The sequence below is a fragment of the Acinetobacter defluvii genome, assembly GCF_001704615.3.
Classification (GTDB): domain Bacteria; phylum Pseudomonadota; class Gammaproteobacteria; order Pseudomonadales; family Moraxellaceae; genus Acinetobacter; species Acinetobacter defluvii.
In genome coordinates this window covers 269,218-281,076 of sequence record NZ_CP029397.2, presented here as the reverse complement: position 1 = coordinate 281,076, position 11,859 = coordinate 269,218, and the positions used below count along the sequence as shown (strand labels likewise).

General features: G+C 36.1%; 14 protein-coding genes, 1 tRNA gene and 1 pseudogene. 8 read left to right on the top strand and 8 right to left on the bottom strand.

Annotated elements, in window-relative coordinates:
• The first annotated feature begins 30 nt into the window (after positions 1-30).
• Positions 31-246, top strand: coding sequence for a hypothetical protein (locus tag DJ533_RS03705; RefSeq protein ID WP_065993296.1), 216 nt, complete (start codon positions 31-33; stop codon positions 244-246).
• A 64-nt stretch (positions 247-310) separates the two neighbouring features.
• Positions 311-665 (top strand): annotated as a pseudogene (locus DJ533_RS03700) (RidA family protein).
• A 91-nt stretch (positions 666-756) separates the two neighbouring features.
• On the opposite strand, the gene DJ533_RS03695 reads toward DJ533_RS03700, so the two are convergent.
• Positions 757-1,290 carry a DUF2726 domain-containing protein gene (locus tag DJ533_RS03695; RefSeq protein WP_065993295.1) on the bottom strand — a complete coding sequence of 178 codons (534 nt, stop codon included), beginning with the start codon at positions 1,288-1,290 and terminating at the stop codon, positions 757-759.
• Between the two features lie 604 nt (positions 1,291-1,894).
• Between DJ533_RS03695 and DJ533_RS03690 the strand changes: the two genes are divergently transcribed.
• The 3 genes from DJ533_RS03690 (at position 1,895) to DJ533_RS03680 (ending at position 3,200) form a co-directional block, all read left to right on the top strand.
• Positions 1,895-2,122, top strand: a complete 228-nt coding sequence (locus DJ533_RS03690) for a hypothetical protein (protein ID WP_065993358.1) — start codon at positions 1,895-1,897, stop codon at positions 2,120-2,122.
• Between the two features lie 350 nt (positions 2,123-2,472).
• Entirely contained in the window at positions 2,473-2,982 is a 510-nt protein-coding gene (locus DJ533_RS03685; protein ID WP_065993294.1) for a tetratricopeptide repeat protein, read from the top strand.
• 142 nt (positions 2,983-3,124) lie between these two features.
• Positions 3,125-3,200, top strand: a tRNA-Thr gene (locus tag DJ533_RS03680).
• 58 nt (positions 3,201-3,258) lie between these two features.
• Here DJ533_RS03680 and DJ533_RS03675 read toward each other — a convergent pair.
• The 4 genes from DJ533_RS03675 to DJ533_RS03660 form a co-directional block, all read right to left on the bottom strand.
• Positions 3,259-3,678: a GFA family protein gene (locus DJ533_RS03675; protein ID WP_065993293.1), complete on the bottom strand. Its 420-nt coding sequence runs from the start codon at positions 3,676-3,678 to the stop codon at positions 3,259-3,261.
• Positions 3,679-3,697: 19 nt separating this feature from the next.
• Positions 3,698-4,531 carry an SAM-dependent methyltransferase gene (locus DJ533_RS03670; RefSeq protein WP_065993292.1) on the bottom strand — a complete coding sequence of 278 codons (834 nt, stop codon included), beginning with the start codon at positions 4,529-4,531 and terminating at the stop codon, positions 3,698-3,700.
• A 6-nt stretch (positions 4,532-4,537) separates the two neighbouring features.
• On the bottom strand, positions 4,538-5,836 hold the full coding sequence (locus DJ533_RS03665; RefSeq protein WP_065993291.1) for an FAD-dependent oxidoreductase: 1,299 nt from the start codon (positions 5,834-5,836) through the stop codon (positions 4,538-4,540).
• 467 nt (positions 5,837-6,303) lie between these two features.
• Positions 6,304-7,179 carry a pirin family protein gene (locus DJ533_RS03660; protein ID WP_065993290.1) on the bottom strand — a complete coding sequence of 292 codons (876 nt, stop codon included), beginning with the start codon at positions 7,177-7,179 and terminating at the stop codon, positions 6,304-6,306.
• A 296-nt stretch (positions 7,180-7,475) separates the two neighbouring features.
• Between DJ533_RS03660 and ycaC the strand changes: the two genes are divergently transcribed.
• Positions 7,476-8,111, top strand: a complete 636-nt coding sequence (gene ycaC / locus DJ533_RS03655) for an isochorismate family cysteine hydrolase YcaC (protein ID WP_065993289.1) — start codon at positions 7,476-7,478, stop codon at positions 8,109-8,111.
• Positions 8,112-8,220: 109 nt separating this feature from the next.
• The gene (locus DJ533_RS03650) at positions 8,221-9,147 is read left to right on the top strand and encodes a LysR substrate-binding domain-containing protein (protein ID WP_065993288.1); all 927 of its coding nucleotides are present in this window, start codon (positions 8,221-8,223) and stop codon (positions 9,145-9,147) included.
• Positions 9,148-9,231: 84 nt separating this feature from the next.
• On the opposite strand, the gene ahpC is transcribed toward DJ533_RS03650, so the two are convergent.
• Complete coding sequence (gene ahpC, locus DJ533_RS03645) at positions 9,232-9,795, bottom strand: alkyl hydroperoxide reductase subunit C (protein WP_065993287.1); 564 nt, start codon at positions 9,793-9,795, stop codon at positions 9,232-9,234.
• 143 nt (positions 9,796-9,938) lie between these two features.
• Positions 9,939-10,562: a TetR/AcrR family transcriptional regulator gene (locus DJ533_RS03640; RefSeq protein WP_065993286.1), complete on the bottom strand. Its 624-nt coding sequence runs from the start codon at positions 10,560-10,562 to the stop codon at positions 9,939-9,941.
• A 120-nt stretch (positions 10,563-10,682) separates the two neighbouring features.
• Here DJ533_RS03640 and DJ533_RS03635 point away from each other — a divergent pair, with 120 nt between their 5' ends.
• Positions 10,683-11,147: a hotdog fold domain-containing protein gene (locus DJ533_RS03635; RefSeq protein WP_065993285.1), complete on the top strand. Its 465-nt coding sequence runs from the start codon at positions 10,683-10,685 to the stop codon at positions 11,145-11,147.
• A 68-nt stretch (positions 11,148-11,215) separates the two neighbouring features.
• Here DJ533_RS03635 and ssb read toward each other — a convergent pair whose 3' ends face one another.
• On the bottom strand, positions 11,216-11,830 hold the full coding sequence (ssb, locus tag DJ533_RS03630; protein ID WP_065993284.1) for a single-stranded DNA-binding protein: 615 nt from the start codon (positions 11,828-11,830) through the stop codon (positions 11,216-11,218).
• Between the last annotated feature and the right edge of the window lie 29 nt (positions 11,831-11,859).

The window sequence follows — 11,859 nt, the reverse complement described above, 5'->3', positions numbered from 1 at the left end:
TCCATTTCCATTTCATTTGTAGGTGAGAACATGAAAAATATACCTTTAAATAGCACCAGTACAGCAGTACTTCCGCAACTTTGTCCTCTTCAAAGTTCCATTGCATTTTGCTTAAATCAGCTGCGTCAAGCCGAGATTTGCTTTTTAAATTTAGGGAATATTGTCGTGTGTCCAGAACAACGCTTAATTCTCATTTTTCAAGCAAAATACCTAAAGCAAATAGAACCGCTGTATGCGTTTGCATAAAAAACCATATTCATAATGAAGATGTTCACGTAAACTTTAATGATAAAAATATGTGAGAATCCGCATGACTGTACAACGTATGCACATTAGCCCACGCTTTTCAGAAATTGCAATTTCGGGAAACTTAGTTCATTTAGCTGGTCAATTAGCCACCGACCTCAGTCTTGATATTCGAGGACAAACGCAACAAACGCTCGCTGCAATCGATACTTTTCTTGCGGACGCAGGTACTAACAAAAGTCACATCCTGTCTGTAATGATTTTTTTTAAAAGACATCGAAAATGATTATGCGAGTATGAATGAGATTTGGGATGCTTGGTGTTCTGATATGCAAGCACTTCCACGCACTTGCGTTGAAGCAAAAATGTATAAACCTGAAGTTTTAGTTGAAATGACAGTCGTTGCGGTTAAACCTTAGCTTAAGCACTTTATTTAAAATAATTTTATTTGCTTAAGCTACTTGCTAACTACCCATTTACTTAGCGCATGATTCACATGCGCATTTACAATTAACCATAAACACGCGAGCGAGCTAAACGTTCAGCATAAGCGTCTAGATTTACTGTTGCTTGTGTCGTGAATGTATCGTGAATATTGGCATAATCTTGCATAAAATCTTCACGTAATTGTTGATACTCTGGCACACCTTGATAGCGAATCACTCGATACCCCGCCATTTCTAGCAGAGTATCTTGATTTCGATCGGTATTTATCCATTTCATCGCATTTGGATCATCTAAAGTAATCACTGCCATCACTTTAAACTCTTGATCTAATACCACAAAATCTGCAAACATCTTTTGATATTTACGACGAGTATGTAAATATTTTGTGGTAAGCAATGCATCGAAAGATACATGTGCTAAAATATTTGCAGTCGGTAAAATTTCTTTAATACGTGCATAAGTGATTAATTCATTTGAATTAAAAACTGCACGCTGTCTTAAAGCACTATCTAGTTTCTGCTTATTTTTCAGTCCTTTATAAGCAATCATACTGACTACTGCAAGTATAGTGAGTGTCGCAAGAAACATTAAATCCATGAGTTGCCTTCCTTATCTATTTTTATAATTTGTCTCTTTTTATACCGCTTTTTATTTCACTTTTCCACAAATAAGCTGAATTATTTGGCTAAACTATCAAAGTTTATCATCGCTTTTAAATTAGACAATTGACTTATTGTGAATAAGAGTTTTATTTAGCTATTTAACATGTGTATTTTCCAAGCTAAAAATACTCATTTCTTATGACAAAAAGATGACTATTTCATCTATCATTTATAACGACAATTATAAAAAGATTCAACTTTTACCGACAAAATATGCTAGATTTTGTCTGACAATTTGCATATTTTTGATCGATATCCCCTACGCTTTAGTTCCTTTAAAGACGTATTAAATATATAGATACAAATCCGCCTATATCTTAACTATTTAAAAAGACAATCATTTTTATAAAAACCAATCTTATCCAGTTGATTAAAATAAATATTTTGCTATTAGTAGTTGGTATAGCCTACAGCCCTGAGGAGAAAAATAGAATTAAATATCATTTAGATGCAATGTTTCATGGCTACTATCAAAGATGCAGTATCAACAAGCGAAAAAAGCAGACTCAAAACATAGATTCTGGTATTCGGGAGTTAGAATGAATAACAGCGCCAATTATGTAAAACAAATCAAAAATGCTAAACGTGGTGGATATACCCCAACCATCGCAAAGGACATCAATAAACATAAAGTACAAAAAGCAATTCGCTTAATTGAACAATGGAGAAAATTAGCAAATGAGCTGAAGCCACAAATGCAAATAGACATGGCACTTACCTTAGAAGAATGCGCTCAAGACCTAGACCAAGTTTTAAGGAGCAAATAAATGCTTATTTTTAGATCCACATGTATATATTTAAAACTTTAATGTATCTTCATCTTTTTAAAGCATATTAATATTCGACATAGCCCGTAAATAAATACGGGCTATTTATTTAAATTTACTAAATGAATAATAAAATTAATCTTTATAATAACATTATATTTAAAATATCTTAACAATTAAATATACATTATTTATATAAATTTAATTATTTTAATTAAAATAAAATCATTAAAAAACAATATATTAAATAATAATTTAAAATTATTTATATATTTTATTTTCCTAATGTTTACAAAATCAGTCAACTTTGATAAAAATAATGACAACTCAATCACATAAAGAAGAAAAATATGAAAAATTTAACCATGATTCTATCTGCTGCACTTTTTATGCACAATGTAGCATTCGCAGATTCAAATGTATTGAATACTACTACCACAACAAAATTAGCATACGATTGCCAATCTTTGGCATGGAATTTGGCGGCTGCGAAGAAAGATGATATTGAAGCACAATATCAAGTCGGAATGAAATATTTTAATGGGGAAGAAGTTCAAGCTGACCAAAAGCTTGCCTATCAATGGTTAAAGATGGCAGCTAAAAATCATCATATTCAAGCCCAATATCGTCTTGCGACCATTGCAGAAATGGGTCTAATCGGTACAAAAAATGAAACAGAAGCCTTCCAATGGTACCTAAAAGCTGCCAATCAAGGTGATGCAAAAGCACAATTTAAGGTAGCTCAAGCATATCGCCTAGGCATAGGCATTGCCAAAGACCAATTGCAGGCACAACAATGGTTGCAAAAAGCAGCACAATCGAATCATGCTTTAGCACAGCTTACTCTGGCAAAACTATAAGTTTATTTTAAGCATTTCAATGTGATGAGAATCAAAATATGTATCAAATCTCATCACTCTAAAAATAAATCACTCACATAGTTCAAGTGCTTATTTTTTGGCTTGCAATATCGTCATTTTTCTGTAGAATTCTCGCCACGTTGCCGGCATAGCTCAGTTGGTAGAGCAACTGACTTGTAATCAGTAGGTCCACAGTTCGAATCCGTGTGCCGGCACCATTTTACTTAACCTCGCTTTTTAGTGAGGTTTTGTTGTTTTTAAATACTAGTTTTTATTTTACTTTTTCTTTTCTATGGCGTGTGTAAAGTGCTGAATATCTTGATTTAAAATATCCCATTGACTTGCATGACTGGTAAATATTTCAAATTTAGGTCGAAACATATTAGGATCATCCAAAGTTCCAGCACGAATTGAAATCAGTTCTGCCGCAATTTCTGGTAAACCAAATAAATTTGAACCACAATTGCCACAAAAACCACGTTTTATCATTTTCCCTGAAACACCCAAAGATTGATAATACTTTACATCGCCCTGAATATTGAGTTGTGATTGAGCAAAGAATGCGATCGGTGCATAGGCTCCACCACTAGACTTTTGACAATCTCGACAATGACAATTAAAACTGACTTTCGGTTCAACTTCAGCGTGATAACGAACTGCACCACACAAACAACCACCTGAATATTTTACTGACATGTTATTGCCCTTATTATTTTCATTGCCCTTTTTGAGCGGTAATCTGAATATAACGTACTAAGCCATCCGTATACAGTTTATTACAGAGCTTGGCGGTCATTTTTATTTTAAAACTATCGAGGAGATGCTTATGTTCTCCAGAAAACTTTCGCTGTGAAATATAGTCAGCAAAGCCCAGTAAAACTCGCTCAGACAAATCATCAATCTGTATATTCTCCAACCGATACTGCTGCATGATCTGTTGAATATCAGTCTGAGTAGGTAAATGCTTGATCTGAACATCTGCTGATTTCAGCAATAAACGATATTTTTCTTGTTCAAAGCTCGACAAGTTTTGCCATTTGTCAGTTAACATTAAGTAATGAAAACCGATTCGCCCTTTTGAATTTAAAAAAGGTCGCACAGACGCTAAAAATAAATTTAAATCGCTGTGATAAGCAGCATCCACGCAAAGCACAACATCAAAATGCGTATCCGATAAAATATTTTTTAAATTTAAAAATGAACCTGAGTAAAACTGAATGTTTGAATTTAGATTATGCTGTAGTTGATCAATGCAGTGTTGTTGCATATCTACTGCACTGAGTCTTTGAGTTTTATAATAATTTTTCCAGTGCAAAATACTTGCACCTCGTCCACAGCCTAGATCTAAAAGGTGATCGCTTGAATTTAAATCAACTGCTTGTGCCAACTGATCTGCCAATTGGCGACAAGCTTGTGGATAGGACTGCGTGGTTGCAGTCCAATATCCTAAATTTGTCCAAGCATACAGCGCATCATCACCTAAGATTTTTGCATTAATAGCATATTTATGTTGTGAAAATTGTTGCTGTATTGCTTGAATCCAGTTCATAACACATCAGTAGCCGAGTTGGGGTGCAACCTCAACTTTAGGTTTTAAACCCATAAATGGCAATGGCGCACCAAAAATTTCTGCAATATGCATGGCAGAAGTCACCGCAGATTCTAAAATTGGTAAGCCATTACATGACCAAGAACCACAATAGAAGACTTTACGGTTGGCTTGCAGATGGCGTTGTTGTAATTCTTTGTTCAATGCCACGGTTTCAGAATTCACCACAGCGCGGGTCAACGTTACACTTGAAATGACCTTTTTCGGATCAATTGCAGTAATCGGTCGCCACGTTTGGAACACAGGAGATTTACCCACAAGGCTTGGCTCAACTGAGTTGAGCCATACCGTAAATTGTTGCTGAGTAAATTTACGATCCATCATATAACTGAGCACACACCAATCTTTGCGGTTAGGCGGCATCACTGTTGCATCGGTATGCATGACCAATTCACCTTGTTCAAACTTGAATTGTTTTAATAAGGCAATATCTTCTGCAAACTGTTCAGCATTTAAAAAGCTTTCTAATTTTGTGGTTGGGGTAGCCACGATCACACGATCAAAATAAAGCTGTTCACCCTGCTCATTTTCCACTAAAACTTGTTCACCTTGTTGCTCAACCCTGGAAACTGCCGAACCGCTATGAACATCGATCCCTTCTACCAGTTTATCCACTAAAGCAGGTGTCCCCCCATGCAAACGCAATAAAGCATCACCATCCGTCAGTTGTCTTAAAAACACCAACAACGGTTTTGCAGGCCACTCACCAATAGTTTTTGGGTCACAAGTGCAAATGGTATACAGCACAGGCATCACCGCTCCATGCCAAAATACCTCTTCAATATCATTGTGATTAATAAATTCAGCCAACGTAATATCTTGATTTTTAGATTTAAAAAATTGGTGAATGGCGGTTTTTAGTTGCAACATACCTTTCACTAAACGCCAACCGTATTGCTTAATGCCTTTGCGATTATTAATAATCGGGAAATTACCAATCCTTGACCGTGTAGTGGTTAACCATGTTTCAGTTTTATCTTCAAATAACCAACTGCATGCCATAAATGTGCGTACAGGAAACGTTTTAATACCCAAATGTGTGGCTAAACTTAACGTATTTTTCCATAAATGCGGATTCATCACACGTAATGGCGCATCAATCAGACCACCTTCAAACGCTAGACTATGGCTATCCATTCCACGACCAGGTAAAGCTTCAAAGATGGTGATGCAATGTCCTGCATCTTTCAGAATTCTTGCGGTAGCAAGCCCAGCCATGCCGCTACCAATCACTGCAATATTCAAAGTTATTATCCAAGCGTTAACCATTTTTTTTATTATGAATGAAGCATCTTAAAAATAGGCTATTAAAAAGTTCCAGTTTTTATGGTTTTTCACTATTAGACCGTTTTTAAATCAACAATTAGAAAAATATTTTAGTTTAAATTTCCACAACATAGTGGATAACTTATTTTTTTATAAAGATATTTTTAATTTTACAATAAAATCCATTTAAAAATATGTAGATAAATTCACTATTTTACCTTTTATTCTATTTACAAATAAAAACGCATTCAGTATTATGGGCGGCATAAATGATAACTAATTCACACATTTACTTAAGTGAATGTATGAAAAGTATAAAGAAAACTTACAGCGTAATAGAGCTTCTATAGTGTGGGATAGAAGCTCTTTTTTTTATCTAAAAATTTCACCTGTTAAAAATTAATCATTGATACATAAAAAAAGCGGATCATTTGATCCGCTTTCATTTAACTTTGGACAGGAATTACACCAAATTTACCACTATTAAAGTCATTAAACGCTTGAATAATTTCCTCTTTCGTATTCATCACAAATGGACCATAACCTTGGATTGGCTCATTCAAAGGTTTACCCGTCAATACCAAAAATTTAGCATCTTGGATTGCTTCAATTTGAATATGTGCTTCAGCATCTTTTGCAAACATTACAATCGAATGATCTTCCACATGCTGAGTTGCATTTATCATCAATTCACCTTTGAGTACCACCAGTAAAGTATTATGATCCACAGGTACAAAAATGTTTTCAACATGCTCTGCACTTAGTTCAACATCCCAAACATTCACTGGGCTGAACGTTGAAGCTGCACCCTGATGCTCAACATATTGCCCTGCGATGACCCGAAGTTGTCCTGCGTTATCGTCAAATTTCACTACAGGAATATCCGTTGCTTCAATCGCTTGATATTTTGGTGCAGTCATTTTATCCGCTGCAGGTAAGTTTACCCAAAGCTGTACCATTTCAAACAGACCACCTTTTTCAGCAAAAGCTTGTGAATGAAACTCTTCATGAACCAAACCTGCACCTGCAGTCATCCACTGCACATCGCCTGTTTTAATAGTTCCGCCACCACCCGCTGAGTCTTTGTGGCTGACTTCACCTTGGTAGACAATAGTAACCGTTTCAAAGCCACGATGCGGATGTGATCCTACTCCGTGTTGTGCAGTCGTAGCATCAAAATGATATGGTGCTGCATAATCTAACAATAAAAATGGGCTAATCGCCTGACCTAAGCGATCATAAGAAAATAGATTTTTTACTGGAAAACCATCACCTACCCAATGCATATTTTTATTGCGGTAAACGCCTATCACTTTTTTCATTTCAAACTCCTATCTCTAGGACTAAACATGGTCTTATTTTAATTAATTTCAATCGCTTCACCCAGTACTTTCCTAGCATGCTCTATCTCACTGACAGGACAATACAAATCAAAATAACAATTTCAAAACAGATTCAGATATTTAATCGACTATCTTATTTATAAGATTATTTATCTTAAAAACTCGTCTTTTTCTTTAAATATTTTAACCCTAGTATAAAAGCGTATTCATCTAGGTACCGATCCAATTTTACCTCAGTATCTAGATCATTTTTAAATAACATAGGAATAATTCAAATGGGAAAACCATACGTTCGTTTAGACAAAGACAATGCTGCTGTATTACTCGTTGACCATCAAACTGGTTTATTATCATTGGTACGAGATATTGATCCAGACAAATTTAAAACTAATGTATTGGCTGTTGCAGCAGCAGCGAAATATTTTAATTTACCCACAATTTTAACTACAAGTTTTGAAAATGGTCCAAATGGTCCTTTGGTGCCAGAACTGAAAGAAATGTTCCCAGACGCACCATTTATCGCACGTCCAGGTCAAATCAATGCCTGGGACAATGAAGAATTTGTTAAAGCAGTCAAAGCCACAGGCAAGAAACAGTTAATTATCGCAGGTGTAGTCACAGAAGTCTGTGTTGCCTTCCCTGCCCTGGCTGCACTTGAAGAGGACTTTGAAGTTTTCGTTATTACTGATGCTTCTGGTACATTTAATCCCTTAACACGTGATGCTGCTTGGGACCGTATGTCGAGTGCAGGTGCGCAATTGATGACATGGTTTGGTATGGCATGTGAATTACACCGTGACTGGCGTAATGATGTGGAAGGTTTAGGGGCTTTATTCTCCAACCATATCCCTGATTATCGCAACCTAATGAATAGCTATAGCTTCTTTAATACTGAAGACAAGTCAGTATAAAAAGCTTATGAAAAGGCGATCTTTGGATCGCTTTTTCTTGTTTATAGGATAAATCTCTTTATTTTTCAGTTATGCTAATGCTTATTCAAACTGGTTTTTAGGACAATATATGCATTCTTTTGATGATTATTACTACTTTTATTTGGTCGTCAAATATGGTGGATTTAGTGCAGCCAGTGAAGCAACAGAGATTACCAAATCCAAACTGAGTCGACGAATCTTGGACTTAGAGGCTAAATTTAATGTCACTTTAATTCAACGCTCCACTCGTCATTTTAAAGTGACTGCTTTGGGACAGGAGTTTTTTGAAGAATGTAAAAAAATCATTGAACATGCGGATCATATTGAAAATATTTTATTAAAACAAACCACCATTGAACCACAAGGTTTAATCAAATTTAGTTGTCCACCGATGATGATGCAACATCAGATTCAACCGCTTTTAACACAATTTTTAAAAAAATATCCAAAAGTAAATATTGAGATGGAGCTTAGCAGTCGCAGAGTGGATGTATTAAATGATGACATTGATTTAGCGATTCGAACTAATTTTTCTGAAAATGAAGATTCAAGCATTATCGTGCGGGATGTCATCAAAACTACGCATTGCTTGGTCGCAAGTCCGATACTTTTGCAAGGTCGAGAACTTACCCATATCACTGAACTCTATGACTTTCCAAGTATTGCTTTAGGCAGTCAAAAACAATCATCACAATGGCATTTACATAATATGGAGCATGTAGAACAGATCGACATTCACCTACAGCCTCGAGTGAAAAGCAATGATTTGTCAGGGATTTACTATGCAGCTTTAGCCGGATTAGGTATTGCTGATTTACCTTATTTAACGGTGGAAAAAGATATAAAAACAGGTCACTTGATTCATCTTTTACCTGAATGGTGTTCCAATGTGGGCACTGTACAACTGGTCTATGCCTCACGCAAAGGTCAACGTATGGTGATGGAAGAATTCATTGAGCATATCATTCAAGGTATGCGTGATTATGCTGATCAACATCGAGGTTATTTAACTTAAATACTAAAAATCCAAAGCCAAAACTTTGGATTTTGATGATCGATCGATTTAAATGTTTAGGCTCTAGACGAGCAAATTTGACATTTATATTTTGCCAATCAAATCAATTGAAGGTGCAAGAGTTGCCTCCCCTTCTTTCCATTTTGCAGGACATACTTCACCAGGATGTGCATGTACATATTGTGCTGCTTTTACTTTACGAAGAAGTTCTTGCGCATCACGCCCAATGCCACCAGCATTGATTTCGATAATTTGGATTTTACCTGCTGGATCAATCACAAAAGTTCCTCGATCTGCTAAACCTTCAGCCTCAATCAACACTTCAAAATTTTTTGCCAATGTCCATGTTGGATCGCCAACCATTGTATATTGAATTTTTTTGATCTCATCTGAACTATCATGCCAAGCTTTATGCGTGAAATGGGTGTCGGTGGATACTGAGTAAATCTCTACACCCATTTTTTGGAACGCTGCGTAGTTATCTGCAAGGTCGCCCAACTCAGTTGGACAAACAAAAGTAAAATCAGCAGGATAGAAAAATACAACAGACCATTTACCGATCATGTCTTTTTCAGAAACTTCAATAAACTCACCATTTTTATAAGCATTTGCATGAAATGGCTTTACTTCAGTATTAATCAAATTCATGTTATTTTCCTTCAATTCGTTTCAGGGATTGCTTGTCTGTGAAACTAGAATAGGAAAAATAGTTAAATTGGTAAAACCGAAGTTTTACATGAAATTAATCTATTTTTTAGATTATAAATATAAAGATTAATCATTTTTATAGATCACTTTGGAAAATAAGCAATCGCACGCCATGCCGTTTTTGCAAATATGTGTTTATAGACTTGTGGTGAGGTTTTCACTTTATGAGATAACCACGCACGACAATAATTCTCTGTTGAACCTATTACCAAAGACAACAACAAATCATGAGGAATATGGGCTAAATGCTCAACATCCGTTTGTTGTTGTAGCCATTGCAGTAAACTTTTATTACGTGAATGATTACGCTTTTTCAAATCTAGATCTTGTGCAGTTTGTGTTATTATAAATCTGGCTGCATATAAAAAACGCGCAAAATCAGGATAATCCGTCACCCAATCAATATAGCCTTCTACCATTGCCATAATGCCATGCTGCATATTTTCAGTGTTTTTTAAAGCATTTTCTCGGTACTGCGCTTGATCATCTAATGCTGCAAAAAATAACGCTGCAATGATACCTTCTTTATTTTTAAAATGATGATAAATAGCTCCTACACTGGTATCCGCCTGTTCACGGATCATTTCAATGGTAGTCGCCTCTAGTCCATTTTCCAAAAAACACAATAGAGCTTGATTTAGAATATGGCGTTTCAATTGTGCACGTTTCCCACTATAAATGCGCTCTAATAATTCTATATTTTCCAATTGTTAGTTCCATCACAGTGCTTTGACCAATTTTAAGCTAAATTTGTCTTCTCAGCCAATAACAGAATATTATTCTGCATTAGAATCATATCCTATATGCGATCAAAATAGGAAATAACAATGAGCCAAGCATTGAAAATCTGGAACACCCTCGTCAACAAACCTGCTGGAAAATGGACATTTTCCAAGCTGATTTGTCTAAAAGCCCCTTATTTCAGCAGTATTTCACCTGTATTTGAAACACTTAGAGCAAATTATTGTGAAATTAAAATCAAGAAACAGCGTTCTGTGTTAAACCACATTGGAACAGTTCATGCGATTGCGATGTGTAATATGGCTGAACTTGCAGGTGGGACCATGACTGATGCTACTGTTCCCTCAACTCATCGTTGGATTCCTAAAGGCATGACGGTAGAATATTTAAAGAAAGCAGAAACGGATTTGATCGCAATTGCAACGCCTGTTGAGCCAAATTTTCAGTGGAATCAAGGCCGTGATTATTTGGTGAATGTGGAAGTGAAAGATCTCCATCAAAATACAGTATTTAAAGCCGTGATTACCATGTGGGTGTCAGCGCAGAAATAGCTTTGAATACAAAAGCAAAAAACCCTCTGTTTTCACAAAGGGTTTGGATGATGATTTACCATTTTAGTCTAGAACGGAAGGTCATCATCTAAATCAGCAGGTGCTTGTGCAGGTGTCGCAGCAGGTGCTGCTGGTTTAGGGGATTGGAAACCTTGGTTTACATTGTTGCCTGCATTGCCATAGTTACCTTGGTTGCTATTGCCTTGATTACCGTAGCTACCTTGATTGCTCTGATTACCATAACCGCCTTGGTTATTATTAAACCCACCTTGCTGATTATTGTTATTAAAACGTGGTTGCGCATAACCGCCGCTATCACCACCAAAGCCTTGACCTTGTTCACTTTGTTGACGTGAGTCAAGCATCTGCATTTGTTCGCCACGGATTTCAGTTGTATAACGCTCTTGACCATTTTGGTCTGTCCATTGACGAGTACGCAATGAACCTTCGATATAAACTTTTGAACCTTTACGTAAATATTGCTGTGCAATTTCACCTAAACGGTTGTGCAATACGATACGGTGCCATTCTGTTTGTTCTTTTCTTTCGCCCGTATTTTTATCTGTCCACGATTCGCTTGTCGCAATTGAAAACTGAGTCAGAGAACCCCCATTTGGGAAAGTTTTGGTTTCAGGATCACGACCTAATGTACCCACTAAAATGACTTTATTTACACCACGCATCAGAGATTATCTTCCTATTCGATTCTATG

Excerpts from the sequence above, each read along its gene's own strand:
- DJ533_RS03705 (WP_065993296.1), top strand. The coding sequence starts at position 31 with ATGAAAAATATACCTTTAAATAGCACCAGTACAGCAGTACTTCCGCAA.
- DJ533_RS03695 (WP_065993295.1), bottom strand. The coding sequence starts at position 1,290 with ATGGATTTAATGTTTCTTGCGACACTCACTATACTTGCAGTAGTCAGT.
- DJ533_RS03690 (WP_065993358.1), top strand. The coding sequence starts at position 1,895 with ATGAATAACAGCGCCAATTATGTAAAACAAATCAAAAATGCTAAACGT.
- DJ533_RS03685 (WP_065993294.1), top strand. The coding sequence starts at position 2,473 with ATGAAAAATTTAACCATGATTCTATCTGCTGCACTTTTTATGCACAAT.
- DJ533_RS03675 (WP_065993293.1), bottom strand. The coding sequence starts at position 3,678 with ATGTCAGTAAAATATTCAGGTGGTTGTTTGTGTGGTGCAGTTCGTTAT.
- DJ533_RS03670 (WP_065993292.1), bottom strand. The coding sequence starts at position 4,531 with ATGAACTGGATTCAAGCAATACAGCAACAATTTTCACAACATAAATAT.
- DJ533_RS03660 (WP_065993290.1), bottom strand. The coding sequence starts at position 7,179 with ATGAAAAAAGTGATAGGCGTTTACCGCAATAAAAATATGCATTGGGTA.
- ycaC (WP_065993289.1), top strand. The coding sequence starts at position 7,476 with ATGGGAAAACCATACGTTCGTTTAGACAAAGACAATGCTGCTGTATTA.
- DJ533_RS03650 (WP_065993288.1), top strand. The coding sequence starts at position 8,221 with ATGCATTCTTTTGATGATTATTACTACTTTTATTTGGTCGTCAAATAT.
- ahpC (WP_065993287.1), bottom strand. The coding sequence starts at position 9,795 with ATGAATTTGATTAATACTGAAGTAAAGCCATTTCATGCAAATGCTTAT.
- DJ533_RS03635 (WP_065993285.1), top strand. The coding sequence starts at position 10,683 with ATGAGCCAAGCATTGAAAATCTGGAACACCCTCGTCAACAAACCTGCT.
- ssb (WP_065993284.1), bottom strand. The coding sequence starts at position 11,830 with ATGCGTGGTGTAAATAAAGTCATTTTAGTGGGTACATTAGGTCGTGAT.